Raw genomic sequence first — 20901 nt, forward strand, 5'->3', positions numbered from 1 at the left:
ACGGAGAGCGGGGGAAAGGCGAACTACTGGACGTATTCCTTGCTGCGTTTGGGCATGGTTTCCTGGCCACGCTCCTGGATCTTGCGCGCGCGTTCCAGACCGTCGAGATTTTCCTGCGAATCGGGGGTGATGATGCGCGGGGTCACGAACATCACCAGCTCGGTGCGATTGCCGCGAAAGCCGTCGGAGCGGAACAGCTTGCCCAGGATCGGGATCTCGCCCAGCAGCGGGAACTTCTTCGCGTCCTGCTGCGCGCTGGAATCGATCAGGCCGGAGATGACGATGGTTTCGCCCGCCCGCACGTTCAACTCGGACTCGGTTCGCCGAGTGGTGAAGCCGGGCACGCCCTGTACGGTGACGGTCGGGTCGATGCGGCTCACCTCGGCCAGCAGACGCGTGGAGATTTCCTGGTTGCCGTTGACCAGCGGCTCGATATCGAGCTTGATGCCGTACTCCTTGAAATCCACGGTGACCTGGCCGAAGCCCTGCGGGATCGGAATCGGCACCTCGCCGCCGACCAGGAACTTGGCCTGGCCGCCGCTGCGCGCGCTCAGTTGCGGCGAAGCCAGCAGGAATGCCTTGCCCTTGTTCATCAGCAGATTGATCGCCGAGCCGATCTGGGTGGCGATGCCGAAGAAGGCCTGGGTGCCGGGCACGCGATTGGGCAGGACCACGCCGGCAGCCGGGCTGCCTTGCGGGTTGATCCGGTAGTAGTCGTTGGTGGTGAAGTCCTTCAGCAGCCCGCCCACCGGCCCCTGGATCACGTTGTCCCACTGGATGCCGAGCTCTTCCAGCGCATTGCTGTCGAACTCCATGATCTTGACGTCCATCAGCACCATCGGACGCATCCCGACCGGATCGGCGGAGGTGAAGTCGAGCAGGCTCGGATACAGCTTCTGCAGCGCCTCGATACGCTTGGCCACGCCGGGGTTGATGTCCTGGCCGGTGATCACCACGCGGTCGGCCACCGCATGCACGCCCAGGTTGGGCACGTCGGCGAGCAGGGTGCGCACCGTCTCCACCGTCGCCGGCGCGTTGCCTTCCATCACTTCCACCGGCACATCGATCTGGCGCCCGTCCTGCAGCCACAGGTGCACGCTGGTCGCGCCCGGCTTCTGGCCGATGATGACCAGTTCGCGCTTGCCGATATTGGTCACCTGGACCAACTCGCCGTTGCCGACGGCCACGCGCTTGAGCGCCTGCGGCAGGCTGTGCACGGCGGCCTGGCCGGCATAGATGCGTGCGCGCTCGGGTAATGGCGTGACCACCGCGCTGCCGGCGGCGCGGCGATACGCGGGATCCGGAACCGGTGCCGGAAAGCCGCTGCTGCCCATCGGCACCGGTGCCTGGTTGCCGGTGGTCGGCTTCGGGGCTTGGGTCCTGGATTCGGGCGCGATCTGGACCGGCACCGGAACCAGTCCGGTCTGCTGCTGTGCCTGCGCATTGCCGGTCACGGTCATGGTCGCCGCGGCGAGCATGGGAAGGAACGAAACACTCCATGTAGTCCTGCGCATGCGTCAGCCCTTGCCTCCGATGATGAATTCAACGCCACTGCCGTTGCCGCCCGCCTTGGCGGTGCCGAGCAGTTCCTTTTGGGTCAGGCCATTGAGCCCGAACGGATTGCGGTCTTCGACCTGGCGCAACATGACCCGCATCGCCCCGGCCTTGGCCGCCACGGTCAGCCGCTCGGCCTGCTGCGGGTTCAGTTCCAGGGTGATGTTGGAAAACCCTTGCTGGTCTTCCTGCACCGGCGTATCGCCTACGCGATTGCCGGTGGCCAGCACGTTGATGTTCTCCAGCAGCGGGATGACGCGCGACCCCGTGTTTTCCTGCTCCACGGTCAGCAGAATGTCGACATGGTCGCCGGGGGCGATCATCCCCGAGATCGAATTGGTCTCGTCCACCGGCAAGGTATAGCCGACGTTGCCCGGCTTGATCACCCGCGAGAACTGGTCGTACAGCGGCACCAGCGCGCTGGCACCCAGCGGCGCGCCCTGGCGCACCGGTGCGCGCAGGACGCGTCCGCTGAATTGGTCCACGTTTTCCGGGGTCACCGCATCCGCTGGCTGCAGGTCGGCCGGGACCTCGCGCACCGCCAGATCCGATGTGGTGACCACCGTACCCGGTTCCATGTCGGACTTGGGTACCGCCACCGTCACCGTTTCGCCGACCTTGGCGGTGCGTGCGGCGACCGCGCCCTGCACATAGCGCACCGCGACGAATGCTGCCAGCACGCCCAGGCCCAACGCGACCACGATGAACAGCAGATTGCGGTTCGGCTTGAACCCGGCCGCTTTCATAGCCACCCCAGCGACAGCGCGTAGGTGAAGCTGGAATAGGCCTTGCGCAGCGACTCGACCAGTTCCAGGACGATATTGGGCTGGGCCACCAACACGGTCACCGCCAGCAGCGTGACGATGCTGTACTCGATCAGGGCCGCACCGCGTTGGCGCTGGACGGACGACAGGGAAACAGGTCTCAAGGCGTTCATCCTCATTGCTGGAGCTGGTTGACCACGATGGAAGTTCCCTTCTCGCGGCGGTTGAAGGTGAGGGTCATCTGCTGCTTGCCCTTGCTGTAGCTGCTGACGCAGCTGTTGGAAATCATTGAGCAGGCGGTGGCCGAGGACTGCTGGCTCCAGCCTTCGGCCGGCAGCCGATTGCGGTAGAACGCATCGCCCTGATACGGCGAGAGCGGGCTTTCCAGGGCCAGCGTGCGCCCGGGGTTGTCCAAGTACTCGATATCGTTGACCACCGTGGTGCCGGAAGGCTTCAGGAAATCCGCGCCGGGCGCCTTGCGCGGCTTCTCCTTGAGCAGGCGCACGATGCCGACCTGGGCTTCGCTGCCGGCGCCGGCGCCGGTGATCTCGATGGTGACGTAGTGCTCGCCCTCGGCATGGCCGACGATGGTCTTGCTGCCGACCTCGTTGACCACCACCTGGCCGGGCCACTGCTTCCAGTAGAAGGCCACCAACTGCTGCGGCGACTCGTTCGCGGTGTAGCGCGAGGAGCGCATGTGCAGACCGTTGTAGATCATGTGCTTGGATACCCACTCGCCCTTGGCGCCGTCGGGTTCGGGCACTTCGGGCCAGTCGGCAGCGCACGCCAGCGCCGGCGCCAACAGCGCCAGCGCCAACGATAGGCTGCGGTCAGCGCGCCTTGGCATACGGTTCCAGCTTGTCGATCGGAACCACGTCCGGCGCGATATAGCCCGGATCGAACCTGCTGATGGTGCCGACGATGGGAATGATGCTCAGGCCGTCGAACATCTTGGCTGCATCGCTAAGGTGCGAAGTCGGCACCAGCGTGCGCACCTGGCCGACGACAGAACGCTTGGCCGGATTGCTGCCGCTACCCGGTCCGGCGGCATTCCATGGATCGGCCAGCAGCGTGTTGCTGGCCTGCATGCGCAGGCCCAGCTGGTCGAACGGTTCCAGAAACGATGCCGTACCGCCATTAGCGAGTTTCAGGTCTTGGACGCTGACGCTGAGGTTGGAGGTGACCAGGCCCTTGTCGTTTGGCGGGAAATTGCCCGGGATCTTGCTGAGCAGCCCGCCGATGCGGTCGAGAATGCCGGAAGAGCGTTCGTTCTTGTACGCATCCACGCGGATGTCGCCGCGCTCGACCAGCGTCTGGTTGGAGAAGGTATTGAGCAGCGGGTTCTCGACGCGGTCGCGGGCATTGCCGGTACTGGCGCGGCTGACGATCTGCGCATCGGCCTTGCCGAAATGGCGATCCACGGTCAGATCACGCACGCGTGCCGTTGCCGGAAGCGTGTAGTCCTTGGCCACGGTCGCCTCCCAGGCCGCAGCGCGTGCGGCCTGCTGCGTGGTCTGGCGCAGGTGGATGTACTTGCCCATGATCGGGATCAGCAGAAACAGCGGCACCAGCACGACGCACAGCACCGCCGCTTCGGTGAGGCTCTGGCCATCCTGGCGTCCGCGTAGGCGTGGTTGTCGTCGCTGGCGCATGCTCGCTCCTTGCAACTCGCTAGTTGATCTTCCCGCGCGTGCGCGGGGCTTCCAGCGCGGCCCGATCGAACGGCTTGCCGACGCTGATGACCTGGGTGGTGACCGTGTAATCCGGGTCGCTGCCGGGCGTCTGCTCGAGCACGATGAAACCGCGATTGGGGCGGTATTCGTTCAAAGGCTCGGGCGTGAAGCCCCACTTGGCGCCGCCCGACCATACGCATTGGCGCAGGCCAGAAGGCTTGACCCATTCGTTGCACGGCTGGCCGGCGACGGTGCGTTGCGTCGGTCCACTGAATCCGGCGAGCGCGATCGCCTCGCTCTTCTCTGCGGGGTAGCGCGCCAGCGCATCGTCGGGCGCCGCGTCGTCGCTGTGTTCGTCGGTGGCCAGGTCGACCTGCTGGTAACGCTTAGCCGTCGTGGTTTCCTGGGATCCTGCGGTGTCCAGCCGGAACAGGCAGCTGCCGCCGGCACCATCGTTGGCCACTTCCCAGCTGGTCTGGCGCACGACTTCGGTGTCGCGGTCGAACCACAGTTCGTAGCGGGTGGTTCCCAGCAGGGCGACCTCTTCTTCGGGCAGCGGACGGCTCTGCAGTCCCCCTGCCTGACAGTCGCGGATCGCGCCGAGGTAGTTGTCGCGCGCTTCGTTGACGCCGTTGCGGGTCAGCTCCACGGTTTGTCTGACATGGATAGGCGGCATCGAGCTGCGGGTATCCTCCGCAGCGCCGTTGCCCTCGGCCGTCGCGCTGCACCCGCACAGCCACAGTGCCACAGCAGCAGACAGCAACGCATTGCGAAAACGTGTTGCGCTACGGCTCATATTCCGCCGACTCCTGCCACCAGGATCTTGATGCTGTTGGGCGTGTCGACCAGGCGCGCCTGCCAGTACGGGCTGAACAGATTGCCGGATTCCACCTTGTTGTCGCCGCGGCGGAACAGCGCGTAGTTCGGCGGCCGGTTGAAGTAGACCTGTGCCGAGGACAGCGCCGACAGCTTGCCGTTCTGAGCCTTGTCCTCGGTCGCCATCGGCGAGCCGGCCGGTCCGCCGATGCCGTCGATGGTGGAGCTGGTGCGCGCGTTGCGCATGTCGGTCTCGGCATAGACGGTGAACACCGGCCCGGCGTTGTCGTCGAAGATCTCACTGCCGCTGCTCGCATACGGCCGCATCGCTTTGTTCTTCTTGACGTCGTGATAGTCGCGCAAGCCGTTGTAGCCGGTAAAGAACGCCTTCTTGTGTTGGCCGCCGTCCATCGCCACGTTGGCGTCACCATCAACCATGCGTGCCACGAAGCCGTTCTTGCGCAGGCTGTCGCCATAGGGGCGATAGCGGCGCCGGTCCCAGTCCGAATACCAGCCTTGGCCGTTGCCGAAGCCATTGAGGAAGCGCTGGTTCTTGTATCGGTCCACCGCCTGCGCGCCGCCCCAGCCGAGCGGGATATCGATGTCCGGCAGCGGCCACGGAAGATTGATGTCCAGCGCCATCGTGTCCAATGCTGCCCAGCGGTTGTAGTCGACCATGTCGGTGCCGCCGGTGCTCTCGAAGCCGATCAACCCGATCCCGAAGCTGTCGCCGCGATCCTTGCTGAAGCCGTCTCGCGACTGCATTACAACATTGCGAAAACGGTCCGCACCGGCGCGCTGCGCCGCGCTGCCAGCGCCGGCAGTGCGTGGGATACGGTGGGTATCGAGGAATCTGTTTTCCGAGGTCAGCAACTGTTCGCCGAGCACGCCGAGTCCGACCGTTCCGATCTTGGCGTTGGCCGAGTTTCGTTGCACCACGTCCTTCGCGATCAGCATCCCGTCCACTCGCGAAACGCCTTCGATCACGGCGGTGGCGGCGGTGGCGAAGATGCCGTTGAGTTCGTCCAGCGCGGTCACCGCAGCCTGTGCGACTGGGTTGTAGGCCTTGCGTGCGGCCTTCAATATCTTTTCCGCGGCCTTGAATGCGACACCGATGGCTTTGAAGATCGGCCCGACATAGGGAATGGCCGAGAGCACATCCATTGTGGTGCGAATGATGATCGTGGTGCCGTGCAGCTGGTTCATCCACGAATACAGGCTGATCGCCTGCGCGATCGCCACTTCGTTGGCCACGCGACCGCGATTCATGTAGGCGGCGAAATTGAGCGCGCGCGCCTGCTGCACCGCGACGCTGTACGCGGCGGCATCGGCCGCATTGGTGAGTTCGACCTTCTTGTTGACTGCCTGGCCGCTGTCGAACAGCACGATCGCGCCGACGCACAGCACCAGGATCAGCACCAGTCCAAGCACCATGGCTTGTCCGGCCATGCCGCGCTTGCCGTCGAAACGGGGCGGCACGCGCGACTTCGCGATTGCGAACGCTGCACGCATCTGCAATTCCTTTGCCGAATGCACTCCCTACAGCGTCGTCATCGGCACGTCGGAAGATGATTGGGGATATCTGGGCAGCGAAACGCTGCCCAGATACCTGGGTCGGTTACCGCAACAAGGTCGATTACTTGTTGTTGTAAGCGTCCATGCCCTTGGTCTTGTCGGCCTCGGACTGCGCACTGTTGGACTGGTTCTTGGCGCGGTTGATCGACTGCGTGGCGCTCTGGCCCGACAGTTCCTTGGACATACCCGCAACCTGGCTGCGCACGGTGCCACCAAAGAACGTGACGGCAGCGATGGCCGCGATCGCGATCAGTGCGGTGATGATGATGTATTCGGTCATGCCCTGGCCGAGCTGCTTACGGCCAAAACGAATCTGCCTGCGTTGATTGTTCATTGAATCCTCTCCTTGGCTCTGGCGCCCACTGGACCGGCAGCACACTTACGTCCGCGCGGCGCGTGTAGGCGTGTGGGTTGCATAGGTGAAAACATGCACAGATATGAAAATAATCCTTGGCCCGCATTTGACAGTCGATGGCAAATGTATCGCGGACGTAGCCACTCTAGCGTCAACATATTGCTGTTACAAGAAATGTTGCGTTAATGTTTTGGCGCAAACTGGAATGCTTATCCCGTAATTCAGTCAAACTTCGGACGCGGCATTCCATAAATAGATTCACTCTGTGCTGATATTCGAAGTATTGGAGCGGTATCCATCCGAAAGCTGGCTGCTTCAGCCACTGCAGGCGCATTCGCTATTCAGCGAGGTCAAATAGTTGACGTCCACCCTGGCTGAATAGGGCAAGCCCTACATGCGTGCTTGGTCACCAGTTCGGCACTTTGAGATCGAAAAACTGGCGCGGACTCCCGAGGGCGGTGGTAGCCATGGCGGCGGAGTCTTGCGAGTAGCGATCGTGTCGCTATCGGTACTCACTGGGGGCGTAGTGGCGTGTAGCGCCCGTGGCGATTAACCGGTTATCGAACCCGAGCATGCACTTACCACGGATAGTTGCGGTGTGCTCTTGAATCACGGCCACCCATCAAGTGCGGGCCGTCGTCTTGATCGGAAAGGCGGCGTGTTGCGCGATCCGGCCGCTATAGCTTGACCAGTTCCACCCGTCGATTGCGCGCTTTGCCTTCTTCCGTGGTATTCGGCGCGATCGGCTGTTCCTGGCCGAAACCGGCGGCACGCAGGCGATCGGCGGCGATCCCGGCGCCGGTCAGATAGGCGACGACGGCTGCGGCGCGGGACTCGGAAAGGGACTTATTGTGCACGGCATCGCCGCTGTCGTCGGTATGCCCGTTGATCGCCAGGCGCAGCGCCGGGTCGGCCTGCAGCAGCTGCAGTACCTGTTCCAACTGCGGCTTGGAATCGGGCAGGATCTGCGCCGCATCGGAGGCGAAATTGACCTGGATGGCGACCTTGCCTGCGGATGCCAGTTGCTGCTGCAGCGCGTCGGCCGGCAGCAGTTTGGCGGTGGCCTGGAACGGCTTGGTCTCGGCGATCAGCAAGCCACCGCCGGCGCCGCCGCTGCACACGTGGATCCAGATGTTCCGATCCGCACGGTGGATGACGTAGGTGTCCGCCGGCTCGTTGTAGATGTCGCCGATGCCGCCGACGTAGGTCACCGCGGCATTGCTGTCGCCGATCGCCTTGCTCGCTTCGGCAGGCAGCTGGCCGCTGGCGATGCGCTGGCCGCCCAGCGCTTCCACCATGGCCTGGATGTTGCGACTCAGTTCCAGTGGAGAATAGGGCTTGCCGTCGGTGGTGCCGATCGCGGCCGCGTAGATCTTGCCTTCGACCCATTCGACCCGGTCGCCGGTCCAGAACGGCGCGCGATCGAAGTCGTTGCGGACCGGGGCGTCCTTGGCGACGTAGCCGTCGGGAAGGCCGAGATACGGGAAACTGCCAAGCGGGGCATCAGACACCGGCAAGGTGGCTGCGTCGAAGCGGCGTGCACTCTCGGCCGGCGCCGCCGAAGGCGCTGCAGCCGCTGTTGCGGGTTGCGCTTCGGGCTCGGCATGCGCCGCAGGCTGCGGTTCGGAACGTTTGCAGCCGCCCGCGGCGGCAATCAGGATCAGGCAGGCGCTGAGAACGGCGCGGCGCGCCGTGGGGACAATCGCGATCATCGGAATTCTCTGGGGCGGGGACGGGATGCGCTCAGCGCATGTCGTTCAGCAATTGCTTGCAAAGTTCGGCGTCGGGCTTGTAGGTGCCGTCGGCATGCACCTTCTGCATGCCCTGCAGCCCTTGCTTGTAGCCGTTGTCGAAGTCGCCGGAGAAGTCCGCGGCCTGGGCATAGAGGCCCTGCATCGTTTTCTTCTGCTTGGCCTTGTAGGCATCGGCCTGCGCTTGCGTGGCGCCGCAGGCCTTGCCATTGGCGACATTGCCGCCGACGATCTTGCCGAAGTTGACAATGCCCGCGTCCTGAGCGTGAACCCCGCCGCTGGCGCCCGCCAGCAGTGCCGCCGCGATGACTGCCGTGTATCGGTTCATTCCTTGCTCCTCGTGCGGCCCGTTGCGAGCGGGCCGGTAAAACCCCTGTGCGCCGAGGATAGCAATGCCGTGCGCAAGCCCCAACCCTGGCCGCGCCACGCGTCAGGGCAACATTCAACTAGCTGTGCAACCCCACTCCGCGCCGCCGCAGCCACAACGCCCAGCGCGCTGAGCACCGCGACGAAGCCCAGCATCAGCGCGCAGGCCACCTACACCGGTACGTAGCTGCTGCCGAGCAGGCCATAGCGGAAGGCATTGGCCATGTAGAAGATCGGGTTGGCCAGGGTGGCGGCCTCGGCCCAGCCGGGTGGCAGCTTCACCGACGAATACTCCCTGGTCGCGACGGCGCCGAGGATCGGGGTGCGCGTCTGGTGGTGCCCTCCGGCGATGTGGAATCCGCCGGCAGGGCCGCGCTAGCCCTTGGTGTCCTGCTTGGTCAGCGGGCCGATCAGGGTCTCGATCCCGGCGCGTACCTCGGCGCACTGCTCGCGGTAGTGCGCCTGGCGTTGCGCCAGGTCCTGGGCGCTGCCTTGCGCCTCGACGGCGGCCATCAGCTTGCGGAAATCGTCGAAGCCGGCGCGCATCGCAGCGTCGTGGGCGGCCGCATCGAAGGTCACGTTCGCGGCCAGCGCGCGCTCGCGCGCGGCCTGCTGCAGCGCGTCGGCAAGGCGGGACATCTCGGCCGGCGGCAGGTCGCAGTAACGGGCCTGGGCCAGCTGCGTGCCGTCGGCCTCGCCCAGCCGGTACAGCGTCTCGGCACCCGGCGCGGCCGGATCCTGGCCGGCGGCGGGCGCGGTAGCAGGCACCGCGGCGGCGCTGCACAGCAGCCACAATGACAGCGGCCCGATGGCGCGGCGCGCGCTCAACTGCGCAATCCCACTCCACGCTTGAGCAGCCACAGCGCCAGCGCGCTGAGCACCGCGACGAAGCCCAGCATCAGCGCGTAGGCCACCCATACCGGAACGTCGCTGCTGCCGAGCAGGCCGTAGCGGAAGGCGTTGACCATGTAGAAGATCGGGTTGGCGTGGGTGGCGGCCTCGGCCCAGCCGGGCAGCAGCTTCACCGAATAGAACACGCCGCCCAGGTAGGTCAGCGGGGTCAGGATGAAGGTCGGCACGATCGCCACGTCGTCGAACTTCTTCGCGTAGACGGCGTTGATGAAGCCGGCCAGCGAGAAGATCGTCGCGCCCAGCAGCACCGTGGTCAGGGTCACCAGCGGGTGCGGGATGCGTACCGGGGTGAAGAACATGGCGATGATCAGCACCAGCACGCCGACCATCAGCCCGCGCAGCACCGCGCCGGCCACGTAGCCCCATAGGATCACCCAGTTCGGCATCGGGCTGACCAGCAGTTCCTCGACGTGGCGGCCGAACTTGGCGCCGAAGAAACTGGAGCTGATGTTGCCGTAGCTGTTCTGGATCACGCTCATCATCACCAGGCCGGGAACGATGAACTGCATGTAGCTGTAGCCGCCCATGTCGCCCACGCGCGAGCCGATCAGCCCGCCGAAGATCAGGAAGTACAGGGTCATGGTGATCGCCGGCGGCACCAGGGTCTGGCCCCAGATGCGCAGGATGCGCTTGACCTCGCGGCGTACCACGGTGCCCAGCGCGACCCAGTTGCGCTGGGTCGGGGTGGTCTCGGGGAGGAGGGATTGCGGTTTGGCGGTGGTGTTCATTGGCGTCCAGCGAAAGAGGGGTCAGGCGGCGGCGGGCGGCTGCTTCGGCGAGTCTGGGGTCGAGGCCGGGCCGCTGGCGCCGTCCCGGTTGTCGCCGGTGAGGCGCACGAACAACTCCTCCAGGCGGTTGCTCTTGGTGCGCATCGAGCGCACGCGGATGCCGGCGGCGCCGAGCGCGGCGAACACGCGGTTGAGGTCCATCGCCCGCGGCATGTCCAGGTCCAGCGTATGCGCGTCCTGCGCGAGCAGGGTGGTGCCCTCGATCGCCGGCAGCTGCGCCGGCAGTTCGCCGTCGATGTCGAGCAGGAAGCCTTCCACGTCGAGCTTGGCCAGCAATTCGCGCATCGGTCCCTGTTCGACGATGCGGCCGCGGTCGATGATCGCCAAGTTGCGGCACAGGCTCTCCGCTTCCTCCAGGTAGTGCGTGGTCAGGATGATGGTGGTGCCGGCGGCGTTGATCTCGCGCAGCACGCGCCACATGTCGCGGCGGATCTCGATGTCCACGCCGGCGGTGGGTTCGTCCAGGATCAGCAGGCGCGGTTGGGTCATCATCGCGCGGGCGATCATCAGCCGCCGCTTCATGCCGCCGGACAGGGTGCGGCTCATCACCTGCGCCTTTTCCCACAGGTGCGCGCGCTTGAGCTCCACTTCGGCCTGGCGCTCGGCCTGCGCGCGCGGCATGCCGTAGAACCCGGCGTAGTTGACCAGGATGTCGAAGGGCTTCTCGAACAGGTTGAAGTTGATCTCCTGCGGGACCAGGCCGAGCAGGCGCATCGCCGCGCTGCGCTGGGTGCTCAGGTCGGTGCCGAACACCTCGACCTGGCCGGCGCTGAGGTTGACCAGCGAGCTGATGATGCCGATCAGGGTGGATTTGCCGGCGCCGTTGGGGCCGAGCAGGGCGAAGAAATCGCCGGGCAGCACGTCCAGCGATACGCCGTGCAGCGCCTGCACGCCGTTGTCGTAGGTCTTGCGCAGCTCGCGCACGCGCAGCGCGGGCACCGTCGCGGAGGGGGAGAGCGGGGAGGCGATATTCAAGGCGGACCCTTTCGCGCCCTGTAGACGGCGCTGAAGAAATGCAGCCGCTATTATAGGAGACCTCGTGGGCTCGGCCCCGGCCATAGACTGTTGCATCCGCGTGCCTGCCCAATTCCCGTTGAAACTGGTCGACCGCCACATGCTGGCCCCGGCCGTCGGCCACTACCGCTTCGTCCGCGACGACGGCCAACCGCTGCCGTTCGTGCCCGGCCAGTTCGTGCAGGTGCACTTCCACTACGCCGACGGCACCGCGACCAAGCGCAGCTATTCGCTTGCCACCCGCCACGACCCGGCGCAGCCGGCCGATGCGACGGTCGAGATCGCGGTCAGCTTCGTCGCCGGCGGCGCGGCCACGGCATTGTTCGAAGGGCTGGAGATCGGCGGGCAGGTTTGCGCCAGCGGTCCGTACGGCCGCTTCTGCCTGAACCAGGGCGACAGCAACCGCCGCTACCTGCTGATCGCCACCGGCACCGGCGTCACCCCGTACCGCTCGATGTTGCCGCTGCTGGAAGCGGCGATGGCCGAGCGCGGCGTGGAAGTGGTGCTGCTGCTGGGCGCGCGCACGCCGGCCGAGCTGCTGTACGGCGACGAGTTCCGCGCCTTCGCCGACGCGCACCCGGGCTTCCGCTTCGTGCCGTGCTTCTCGCGCGAGCTGCCGCAGGCGCCGCATGCCGACGTGCGCCACGGCTACGTGCAGCAGTTCCTGGGCGAGTTCGCGCCACAGGCCGACGGCGATGTCGCCTACCTGTGCGGCAACCCGAACATGGTCGACGCCTGCTTCGATGCGCTGAAGGAAGCCGGCCTGCCGGTGCAGCATATCCGCCGCGAGAAGTACGTCAGCAGCAAGTAGCGCCTGCGCGTCGCCGCTGGCCATGCACCAGCGCCTGGTTGCTCGCGTCCTGCCCGCGCCGGACGCTGCAGCGTTTGCTTGGCACGGGATCCGCGCCTCGGCTACGCGGCCGAAGTCAGGCGCTGCCGGGTGTGCTTCATGTCCTTGCCCGGCGGCATGCCGAACATGCGGCCGTATTCGCGCGTGAACTGGGGAACGCTTTCGTACCCTACGGCCGAGGCCGCCCAGCCGATCGTTGCGCCTTCCGCCAACAGCAGGCGCCTGGCCTCGATCAGGCGCAGCTGCTTCTGGAACTGCAGCGGGGTCAGCGAGGTGATCGCGCGGAAGTGCACATGGAACGTCGACAGGCTCATTCCCGCCGCGTCCGCCAACTGCTCCACGCGCAACGGCTTGGCGAAGTCCGAGCGGATCCTGGCCACCGCGCGGCCCACCCGCCGGGCATGGCTGTCGGTGACGCCCAGCGCACGCATCGCGCCGCCGTGCCGCCCCGACAGCAGCCAGTAGTGCAACTCGCGCAGCAACTGCGGCCCCAGCACGTGGACCGACGCGGGGCGATCCAGCAGGCGGATGAGCCTGTCCGCGGTGTCGGCGACTTCCGCCTCGGTCGGATCGACGCGTAGCGGCGATCCCATCGCGAAAGGGGCCGTGCCCATCTCGGCCACCAGCGATGCGATCGTGGCCGGATCCAGCTCCACCACGCAGGCGTAGTAAGGCGCGGCGAGCGAGGCATGGGTGATCTGGCTGACCGTGGGCACTTCCGCGGTGACCAGCAGGGACTCGCCGGCACCGAAGTCGTAGCTGCTGCTGCCCATCGTGACCTGCTTCCTGCCCTGCAGCACCAGCGCCACCAGCGGCCTGCAGATGGCGTAGTGCAATGGCGTCGGCCGGGTCTCGCGCAGGATCGCAAGCCCGGGCAAGGGCGTATGCGCGACCCCGTCCTCGTCGACGTTCGCATCGGCGTAGCGACGCGCGGTTTCCAGCAGATTCGCAGGCATGCGCAGACCCTAGCGCGTGGCCGCAATGGGCACAATCGGATTGGATGATTGGGCAAGAAATTCGGAAGAAAAGGCAGGGCGGGGCGAAATTAGCGCAGGAAATTAGTGCTGTTCAAGGTCCGCTGGTGCGAAATCGGGATGAATAGGCAAGAAATGGATGGAATCGGGAAACTGCGCGGGGCCGTTCCGGCCGATCGTCTCTGCACCCCGCAACATCCACCCCGCTGGAGATTCCCATGACGTCCATTTCGCTCATCACCGGTGCCAACCGCGGCCTCGGCCGCAATACCGCCATCAGCATCGCCCGCCGTGGCGGCGATGTCCTGCTGACCTACCGCAACGGCGCCGACCAGGCCAAGGCCGTCGTCGCCGAAATCGAGGCGATGGGCCGCAAGGCGGTGGCCTTGCCGCTGGACGTGAGCGACGTTGCGTCCTTCGGCACCTTCGCCGACGCTGTGCGCAGCGCGCTGTCCGGTACCTGGTCCCGCACCGGCTTCGACCACCTGCTCAACAATGCCGGTCATGGCGAGATGGCCATGCTCGCAGAGACGACCGAAGCCCAGTTCGACGCGCTGTTCGCGACCCACGTCAAGGGCGTGTACTTCCTGACCCAGGCGCTGCTGCCGCTGATCGCCGATGGCGGCCGCATCGTGAACTTCTCCTCCGGCCTGACCCGTGTATCGATGCCGGGCTTCTCGGCCTACGCCGCCGCCAAGGGCGCGGTCGAGATCCTGTCGATCTACATGGCCAAGGAATTCGGCGGCCGCGGCATCGCGGTGAACACCGTGGCCCCGGGCGCGATCGAAACCGACTTCCTGGGCGGCGCCGTGCGCGACCTGCCCGATCTGAACAAGCAGTTCGCCGACATGACCGCCCTGGGGCGGGTGGGCGTGCCCGACGATATCGGCCCGATGGTCGCCAGCCTGCTCGGCCCGGACAACCGCTGGGTCAACGCGCAGCGGATCGAGGTCTCGGGCGGGCAAGCCATCTGACCGACGGTTCCACGAGGTTCGGGAGGGCGTCGGCCTGCTGGCCGGCGCCCTTCGTGCGGCGACGGCAGACCGAGTTGCCCGACGGCATCGCCTGTTGCCAGTGGCTGTAAAGGACGCTTGACAGCTGCTGCCGGCGCGCGCATCCTCCTGTAAAGCGTGCTTGACAGGGGGATGTAATGCGGAACGTCGTAATGGCATTCAATCGGTACCGGCTGTGGCCGGCCAGCGTTGTGGTCGGGGTCCGGCCGTGACCCGCTGCAAGCGCAGTGCGATCGTGGTGTTGAGCGTGAGCGTCGCGTTGCTCGCGGTCACGCCATGGCTGCGGTGGTTGCGCGGCGACGATTACTTTCGCGGGCTGTGGTTCGGTGTGTGCATCGGCGGCGTGTTGCTGGCGCTGATGCTGTGGTGGTCGTCGGGCAGCATGCGCGACAGCGCGGTGCCGGCGCTGGCGCGCCGCTACTACCGTGAACTGGGTCCGCCGATGCTGATCTACGTCGTGGTGATGCTGTGCTGGAAGCGCTTGCTCGACAGCGTGGACGCGGACTGGGCGCGGGTATTGATTGCGCTGCTGCCGGCAGTACTGGTGGCGCTGGTGATCCGTGCGGTGGCGCGCTTCGTGCGCGACTCCGACGAGATGCAGCGGCGCATCGAGCTGGAGTCGATCGCCATCGCCGCCGGACTGGTCGCCGGCGGTTACATGACCGCCGGTTTCCTGCAGGCGGCGGGCACGATCGCGGTGCCGGCAACGGTGGCGATGCTGTGGGTGTTCCCGTTGCTGTGCGCGACCTACGGCATCGCCAAGGGCGTGAATGCGCGCCGCTACCAATGAACAGCCGCGTCCGCGAACTGCGCGAGGCGCGCGGCTGGTCGCAAGGCGAGCTGGGCGAGCGGCTGGGCGTGTCGCGGCAGACCATCAACGCGCTGGAAACCGGCAAGTACGATCCGAGCCTGCCGCTGGCGTTCCGTATCGCGCGGCTGTTCGCGCACAGTATCGAGCAGGTGTTCCTGTTCGACGATTCCGAGTAGTCCTTCCGACCTGCCATCGGTCACCTACGACGCCATGCTCCGGCATGGCATCCTGCAAGCCATGAACTCAAGGATGCGAACCATGCGACACCCATGCAGACCGCTCGCGATCGTCGCGGCGACCTTGCTGCTCGCCGCCTGCCAAGGCGGACACGGACCGGCACCGCAGAATGCGGGGCGCAGCTACGGCACGCTGCGCTTCCATCCCTGCACGTTGACCAGTCCGGTCGCGTCCAACAACGTCGAGGCGCAATGCACGCGCATGCCGGTGCCGGAGAATCCGGCGCTGCCTGGCGGGCGCAAGATCGAGCTCAACATCGCCTGGCTGCCGGTCACCGGCCAGGGCGGCAGCGATCCGGATCCGGTGTTCTTCCTCGCCGGCGGTCCGGGCCAGGCGGCGACCGAGGTGGCCAGCATCGTCGACATGGCTTTGCGCGAAACGCGCAAGCGCCGCGACGTGTTCCTGATCGACCAGCGCGGCACTGGCCAGTCCAATCCGCTGACCTGCCTGGGCGCGGACGGCAAAGAAATGCAGCTGGCCGATCCTGCGCGCGCGCCCACCGCCAACGAGTTGCTCGACTACGCGCGGCGTTGCGCGCAGTCGCTGCAGGGCCGCGCCGATCCGCGCTACTACACCACCACCCAGGCCATTGCCGACCTGGATGCCGTGCGTGTCGCGCTCGGCACGGACAAGCTCAACCTGATCGGCGGTTCCTACGGTACCCGCGTCGCCCAGCAGTATGCGGCGCGCTATGCGGCGCACACCCGCAGCGTGGTGATCGACGGCGTGGCGCCGAACGACCTGGTGGTCGGCGGCGAATTCGCCACCACCTTCGAGGATGCGATCAAGCTGCAATCGGAGCAGTGCCGGGCCACCCCGGCCTGCGCCAAGCGCTTTCCCACCGACACCCGCGCGCAGCTGCGCACGGTGGTGGAACGGCTGCGGCAGGCGCCGGCGGACGTGGACTATCGCGACCCGGCCAGCGGCGAGAGCAAGCACGACCGGGTGACCGCCGACACCGTCACCAGCCTGGCGTTCTCGTTCTCGTATGCGCCGCAGACCGCGTCGTTGTTGCCGCTGGTGCTGGACGAGGCCGCGCACGAGCGCTATGCGCCGCTGATGTCGCTGGCGAAGATGATGGGCAAGCAACTGGACGGGCAGATGAACCGCGGCATGCAGTGGTCGGTGATCTGCGCCGAGGATGCCGACCGTTACCATCCGCCTGCCGCCGGTGGCGAAACCCTGCTCGGCCCGGAGGTGGCGCAGATGTTCTTCGCCGCCTGTCCGGCATGGCCGACCGGGACGCGTCCGGCCGGTTTTACCGCGCCGTTCAAATCCGAACTGCCGGTGCTGCTGACCTCCGGCGAGCTGGATCCGGTGACCCCGCCGCGCTATGCCGCGCGCGTGTTGCAGGGCCTGCCCAACGGCCGCCACCTGGTGGTGCGCGGCCAGGGCCACGGCACCATGACGTTGGGTTGCATGCCCAAGCTGCTGAGCCAGTTCTTCGAGAACGCCGATGCCAAGCAGCTCGACGCCACCTGCCTGGACGCGATGAGCGGCGTGCCGGCCTTCACTTCATTCAACGGATGGGAACCATGAGCCGCGCAGCGTTTCACAGGGGAGAGTGCGCATGATCGTCGCCGACAATCTGCACAAGGCGTTCAAGACCAAGGCCGGCACCGTGCAGGCGGTGCAAGGGGTCAGCTTCGAAGCCGCCGACGGCCAGATCACCGGCCTGCTCGGTCCCAACGGCGCCGGCAAGACCACCACCTTGCGCATGCTGTACACGCTGATGACGCCCGACCAGGGCCAGGTGCGCGTGGATGGCATCGACGTGGGCGCCGATCCGCTGGCGGTGCGCCGCGCGCTGGGCGTGCTGCCCGACGCGCGCGGCGTGTACAAGCGCCTGACCGCGCGCGAGAACATCGCCTACTTCGGCGAACTGCATGGGCTGTCGGCGGCGCGCATCGCCGAGCGCACGCGGCTGCTGTCGGCGGCGCTGGACATGGACGACATTCTCGACCGCCAGACCGAAGGCTTCAGCCAGGGCCAGCGCACCAAGACCGCGATCGCGCGCGCGCTGGTCCACGATCCGCGCAACGTGATCCTCGACGAACCCACCAACGGCCTGGACGTGATGACCACCCGCGCGATGCGCGGCTTCCTGCGCGGGCTGCGCGCCGAAGGGCGTTGCGTGATCTTCTCCAGCCACATCATGCAGGAGGTGGCGGCGCTGTGCGATCGCATCGTCATCGTCGCCAAGGGCACGGTGGTGGCCGCCGGCACGGCCGACGAACTGCGCGCCCTGACCAGCGAAGACAATCTGGAAGACGCCTTCGTCAAGGCGATCGGCAGCGACGAGGGACTGCACGCATGAGCCTGTTTCGAACCGTTTTCACCGTGATGCGCAAGGAATTGCGTGATCTGTCGCGCGACCGCCGGACCCTGGCGCTGGCCCTGCTGCTGGGCCCGCTGCTGTATCCGGCGCTGATCCTGGGCATGGGCGCGCTGGCCGAGAGCCGGGTCAGGACCCAGATCGACAAGCCGCTGGACATCCCGGTGATCGGCCGCGAGCGCGCGCCGAACCTGGTCGCGTTCCTCGCCGCGCAAGGCCTGAACGCGGTCGCGCCGCCCAAGGACCTGACCGCGGCGATCCGCAGCCAGGACGTGGACCTGGCGCTGAAGATCGACGAGGACTACGCCAACGCCTGGCGCGAAGGGCGGCCGGCGCTGGTGGAGATCATCAAGGACAGCACCCGCCGCGACGCCGACATCCCGACCACGCGCGTGCAGACGGCGCTGAGCATGTACAGCCAGCAGGTCGGCGCGCTGCGGCTGTTGGCGCGCGGCGTCGATGCGCAGGTGGCGCGGCCGCTGGACATGGCCGTCCAGGACCTGGCCACGGCCGAAGCCAAGCGCGGCGTGCTGCTGGCGATGCTGCTGCCGGTGCTGCTGAGCATCACTTCGTTCATCGGCGGCGCCTATCTGATCCTCGACGCCACCGCCGGCGAGCGCGAGCGGCAATCGCTGGAGCCGCTGCTGGCCACGCCTGCCTCGCGCGGCGCCATCGTCAGCGGCAAGATCGCCGCCGCGTGCGTGGTCGGGCTGGCCTCGCTGCTGCTGACCCTGCTCGCGTTCAAGCTCAGCGCGCAGGTCGCCAGCGGCATCGGCCGCCAGCTCAACGTCAGCTTCGTGGCGATGTTGCAGATGCTGTTCGTGCTGCTGCCGATGCTGTTCATCGGCACCTCGCTGCTGACCCTGCTGGCCGCGACGGCCAAGAGCATGAAGGAAGCGCAGAGCCACATGACCTGGCTGATGCTGCTGCCGATGCTGCCCGGCTACGCGTTGATGGTGTATCCGCTGAAGACCACGCTGTGGCAGTTCGCGGTGCCGTTCCTGGCGCAGAACCAGATGCTGCTGAAGATCATCCGCCGCGAACCGATCGACCTGCAGATCTGGGCGGTGTACCTGGCCGCCGGTTTCGGCCTGGCCGCGGTACTGTGGCTGGCCGCGGTGCGCCGCTACCGGCAGGAGCGGTTGGCGATATCGGGGTGAAGCCGGGATTGGGGAGTCGGGATTGGGGATTCGTAAAAGCAGCGCAAATGCATGCTGCAGGAACGCCCTTCGCTCTTACGAATCCCCAATCCCGAATCCCCAATCCCAAAAAAAAGCCCGGCAGAGCCGGGCTTTTTTTTCTCAGCCGCCGGGATTGAACGCCAGCGTGCGCCGTGTGGTCACCGGCGCGCTGACCGGCTCGAAGCGCCAGCGCTTGGTCGCGTTCAACGCCTCGCGGTCGAACACCCGTGCCGGGGTGGCGCGCAGCACGCGGGCGCTGGTGACCGAGCCGTCGGTGCCGACGGTGATCTCCACCAGCACTTCGCCGGCGGTGCCCGAGCGTAGCGCTTCGGGCGGGTAGCGCGGCGCCGGGGTGCTGATCGCGCGCAGCGATTGGGTGCTGGCAGTGGCCGTTGCCGCGGGCGCGGCGGCTGGCGGCGCGGCGGTGGGCTGCGCTGCCGGAGCCGCTGCCGGCGCGCTGCGTGCCGCTGCGGCCTGGCGCTCGGCGTCCTGGCGCGCAGTCTCGCGGCGCGCGGCTTCCTGTTGCGCGGCGATCTGCTGCGCAGCCTGCGCCTCGCTGGCCTGCTGTTGCGCCTGCTTCTGCTGCTCGGCCAACAGCTTGGTCTTCTGTTCGGCCTCCTTCTTGACCTTGTCGGTCTCTTCCTGGCTGCGCTGCGCCGCGGACTGCATGCCGTTGCTCACGCCCAGCTTCAGCCGCGGCAATGCCGGCGCCTGGCTGTCGATCTTTTCGATCAGCGCGACCAGCCGCTGCGCCTCCGGGAAGTCCTCGCGGTTGATGCTCTGCTCGGCGGCGATCAACGTGTACGGCATCAGGTCGGTCAGCGCGCTCTTCACCCCGGCGTCGTCCGGCTGTTTGTCGCGCAGCGCCAGGTAGTACTCGACCGCGTTGTTGCCGGCCGGCGCGTACATGCGGTTCTCGCGCAGCGCCTGGCTGGCCGATTCGTGCAGTTGTTCGGTGCCCATCGACTGCACCTTGGCCGAGACCGGCGGCGCGGCTGGCGCGGTTGCCGCGGGCTTGGCCGCCGGCGCAGCGGCCGGGGCGGCGTCTTCCTGCTTGGAACAGGCGGCCAGCGCGGCCAGCAGCAGTACCGGCGCCATGCGGCGCGCCTTTGCTAATGTCGTTACCTGCAACATGCTTCCCCCTAATCCCCGGTGATGGCAATGAATACGCAGCGGTGGTTCTCCCGCGCAGCCGGTCCGGCTCCCCCGTCCCTGCCAGCGCACCCCACCTGCCAATCTAGCATCCGCTCCCGCGGCGTGCTTGACCGCCGCGTGGCGGCGGCCGCAAAAGCGTGAGCCCGCGCACGCGAGGTCAGTGCGCCGGTTTCGGCGGCGCCGACATCAGCCGATCGGTCCAGGCGATGCCGATCGCCGACAGGATGAAGATGCCGTGGATGATGGTCTGCCACAGCACGCCGGTCTGGGTCAGCGTCGCACAGCTCTTCAGGTCTACCGTGGCCGCGGCGCTGGCCAATTGGTCCGGCGAGCACAGCGGCATGCCGCCGAGCGCGCCGACCGCGATGAAGGTCTTGAGCAGGTGGATCGAGGAGATGCCGATGATCGACAGCGCCAGCTTCACCTTCAGCACGCTGGCATTGACGTGGCTCAGCCACTCCGGCTGGTCCGGATGGCCCTCCAGGCCCAGCCGCGAGACGAAGGTCTCGTAGCCGCCGACGATCACCATCACCAGCAGGTTGGAGATCATCACCACGTCGATCAGGCCGAGCACGATCAGCATGATCTGCTGCTCGCCCAGGCTCGGCGCTTCGTGGATCAGGTGCCACAGCTCCTTGCCGAACAGGAACACGTACACGCCCTGGGCCACGATCAGTCCCAGGTACAGCGGCAGCTGCAACCAGCGCGAGGCGAAGATCAGGCTGGACAGCGGATTCAGGCGGGGCGTCGGGCGCGGAGGGCTCATGGCGTGGTATC

Annotated in this window: 23 protein-coding genes and 1 pseudogene; 7 read left to right on the top strand and 17 right to left on the bottom strand. The window is 66.7% G+C overall.

Annotation, left to right across the window (positions count from 1 at the left end; genetic code table 11):
• Positions 1-23 precede the first annotated feature (23 nt).
• From HEP75_RS01720 to HEP75_RS01785, 14 genes and pseudogenes are all read right to left on the bottom strand, one after another.
• Positions 24-1478: a pilus assembly protein N-terminal domain-containing protein gene (locus tag HEP75_RS01720; protein ID WP_255423962.1), complete on the bottom strand. Its 1455-nt coding sequence runs from the start codon at positions 1476-1478 to the stop codon at positions 24-26.
• A gap of 39 nt (positions 1479-1517) precedes the next feature.
• Positions 1518-2300, bottom strand: coding sequence for a Flp pilus assembly protein CpaB (gene cpaB / locus HEP75_RS01725; protein ID WP_185825219.1), 783 nt, complete (start codon positions 2298-2300; stop codon positions 1518-1520).
• Positions 2297-2482 carry a hypothetical protein gene (locus tag HEP75_RS01730; protein WP_255423963.1) on the bottom strand — a complete coding sequence of 62 codons (186 nt, stop codon included), beginning with the start codon at positions 2480-2482 and terminating at the stop codon, positions 2297-2299. The genes cpaB and HEP75_RS01730 overlap by 4 nt, the downstream gene beginning before the upstream one ends.
• An 11-nt stretch (positions 2483-2493) precedes the next feature.
• The gene (locus HEP75_RS01735; protein WP_185825221.1) at positions 2494-3165 is read right to left on the bottom strand and encodes a hypothetical protein; all 672 of its coding nucleotides are present in this window, start codon (positions 3163-3165) and stop codon (positions 2494-2496) included.
• Complete coding sequence (locus tag HEP75_RS01740) at positions 3149-3970, bottom strand: TadE/TadG family type IV pilus assembly protein (RefSeq protein WP_185825222.1); 822 nt, start codon at positions 3968-3970, stop codon at positions 3149-3151. The genes HEP75_RS01735 and HEP75_RS01740 overlap by 17 nt, the downstream gene beginning before the upstream one ends.
• A gap of 19 nt (positions 3971-3989) precedes the next feature.
• Positions 3990-4787, bottom strand: a complete 798-nt coding sequence (locus HEP75_RS01745) for a hypothetical protein (RefSeq protein ID WP_185825223.1) — start codon at positions 4785-4787, stop codon at positions 3990-3992.
• The gene (locus HEP75_RS01750; protein WP_255423964.1) at positions 4784-6319 is read right to left on the bottom strand and encodes a pilus assembly protein TadG-related protein; all 1536 of its coding nucleotides are present in this window, start codon (positions 6317-6319) and stop codon (positions 4784-4786) included. The genes HEP75_RS01745 and HEP75_RS01750 overlap by 4 nt, the downstream gene beginning before the upstream one ends.
• 124 nt (positions 6320-6443) lie before the next feature.
• The gene (locus tag HEP75_RS01755) at positions 6444-6716 is read right to left on the bottom strand and encodes a pilus assembly protein (protein ID WP_185825224.1); all 273 of its coding nucleotides are present in this window, start codon (positions 6714-6716) and stop codon (positions 6444-6446) included.
• A 698-nt stretch (positions 6717-7414) separates the two neighbouring features.
• Positions 7415-8248 (bottom strand): OmpA family protein, encoded by an 834-nt coding sequence (locus HEP75_RS01760; RefSeq protein ID WP_255423965.1) that lies wholly within the window; start codon positions 8246-8248, stop codon positions 7415-7417.
• A 232-nt stretch (positions 8249-8480) separates the two neighbouring features.
• Positions 8481-8900 (bottom strand): hypothetical protein, encoded by a 420-nt coding sequence (locus HEP75_RS01765; RefSeq protein WP_185825226.1) that lies wholly within the window; start codon positions 8898-8900, stop codon positions 8481-8483.
• Between the two features lie 34 nt (positions 8901-8934).
• Positions 8935-9145: pseudogene (locus tag HEP75_RS01770) on the bottom strand (ABC transporter permease); the annotation flags it as partial.
• 84 nt (positions 9146-9229) lie between these two features.
• Entirely contained in the window at positions 9230-9682 is a 453-nt protein-coding gene (locus tag HEP75_RS01775) for a hypothetical protein (protein WP_185825227.1), read from the bottom strand.
• Positions 9679-10494, bottom strand: coding sequence for an ABC transporter permease (locus HEP75_RS01780; protein ID WP_185814925.1), 816 nt, complete (start codon positions 10492-10494; stop codon positions 9679-9681). The genes HEP75_RS01775 and HEP75_RS01780 overlap by 4 nt, the downstream gene beginning before the upstream one ends.
• 21 nt (positions 10495-10515) lie before the next feature.
• The gene (locus HEP75_RS01785) at positions 10516-11529 is read right to left on the bottom strand and encodes an ABC transporter ATP-binding protein (RefSeq protein WP_255423966.1); all 1014 of its coding nucleotides are present in this window, start codon (positions 11527-11529) and stop codon (positions 10516-10518) included.
• A 139-nt stretch (positions 11530-11668) separates the two neighbouring features.
• Between HEP75_RS01785 and HEP75_RS01790 the strand changes: the two genes are divergently transcribed.
• Positions 11669-12379, top strand: a complete 711-nt coding sequence (locus HEP75_RS01790) for an FAD-binding oxidoreductase (protein WP_255424063.1) — start codon at positions 11669-11671, stop codon at positions 12377-12379.
• A 101-nt stretch (positions 12380-12480) separates the two neighbouring features.
• On the opposite strand, the gene HEP75_RS01795 is transcribed toward HEP75_RS01790, so the two are convergent.
• On the bottom strand, positions 12481-13374 hold the full coding sequence (locus HEP75_RS01795) for an AraC family transcriptional regulator (RefSeq protein WP_185825229.1): 894 nt from the start codon (positions 13372-13374) through the stop codon (positions 12481-12483).
• Between the two features lie 236 nt (positions 13375-13610).
• Here HEP75_RS01795 and HEP75_RS01800 point away from each other — a divergent pair, with 236 nt between their 5' ends.
• From HEP75_RS01800 to HEP75_RS01825, 6 genes are all read left to right on the top strand, one after another.
• Positions 13611-14366 (top strand): SDR family oxidoreductase, encoded by a 756-nt coding sequence (locus HEP75_RS01800; protein ID WP_185825230.1) that lies wholly within the window; start codon positions 13611-13613, stop codon positions 14364-14366.
• A gap of 247 nt (positions 14367-14613) precedes the next feature.
• A complete protein-coding gene (locus HEP75_RS01805; RefSeq protein WP_185825231.1) occupies positions 14614-15195 on the top strand; it encodes a hypothetical protein in 582 nt (193 codons plus the stop codon).
• Positions 15192-15392 (top strand): helix-turn-helix transcriptional regulator, encoded by a 201-nt coding sequence (locus HEP75_RS01810; RefSeq protein WP_053840574.1) that lies wholly within the window; start codon positions 15192-15194, stop codon positions 15390-15392. Before HEP75_RS01805 ends, HEP75_RS01810 begins: the two co-directional genes overlap by 4 nt.
• A gap of 82 nt (positions 15393-15474) precedes the next feature.
• Positions 15475-16992, top strand: a complete 1518-nt coding sequence (locus tag HEP75_RS01815) for an alpha/beta hydrolase (RefSeq protein WP_185821887.1) — start codon at positions 15475-15477, stop codon at positions 16990-16992.
• A 31-nt stretch (positions 16993-17023) separates the two neighbouring features.
• A complete protein-coding gene (locus tag HEP75_RS01820; RefSeq protein WP_185825232.1) occupies positions 17024-17770 on the top strand; it encodes an ATP-binding cassette domain-containing protein in 747 nt (248 codons plus the stop codon).
• On the top strand, positions 17767-18948 hold the full coding sequence (locus HEP75_RS01825) for an ABC transporter permease (RefSeq protein ID WP_185814933.1): 1182 nt from the start codon (positions 17767-17769) through the stop codon (positions 18946-18948). The genes HEP75_RS01820 and HEP75_RS01825 overlap by 4 nt, the downstream gene beginning before the upstream one ends.
• 141 nt (positions 18949-19089) lie before the next feature.
• On the opposite strand, the gene HEP75_RS01830 is transcribed toward HEP75_RS01825, so the two are convergent.
• Together HEP75_RS01830 and HEP75_RS01835 are read right to left on the bottom strand one after the other, a co-directional pair.
• Positions 19090-20103 carry an energy transducer TonB gene (locus HEP75_RS01830; RefSeq protein ID WP_185825233.1) on the bottom strand — a complete coding sequence of 338 codons (1014 nt, stop codon included), beginning with the start codon at positions 20101-20103 and terminating at the stop codon, positions 19090-19092.
• A gap of 178 nt (positions 20104-20281) precedes the next feature.
• Positions 20282-20890, bottom strand: coding sequence for a TIGR00645 family protein (locus tag HEP75_RS01835; RefSeq protein ID WP_179571039.1), 609 nt, complete (start codon positions 20888-20890; stop codon positions 20282-20284).
• Between the last annotated feature and the right edge of the window lie 11 nt (positions 20891-20901).

The sequence above is a fragment of the Xanthomonas sp. SI genome, from assembly GCF_014236855.1.
Lineage (GTDB): Bacteria > Pseudomonadota > Gammaproteobacteria > Xanthomonadales > Xanthomonadaceae > Xanthomonas_A.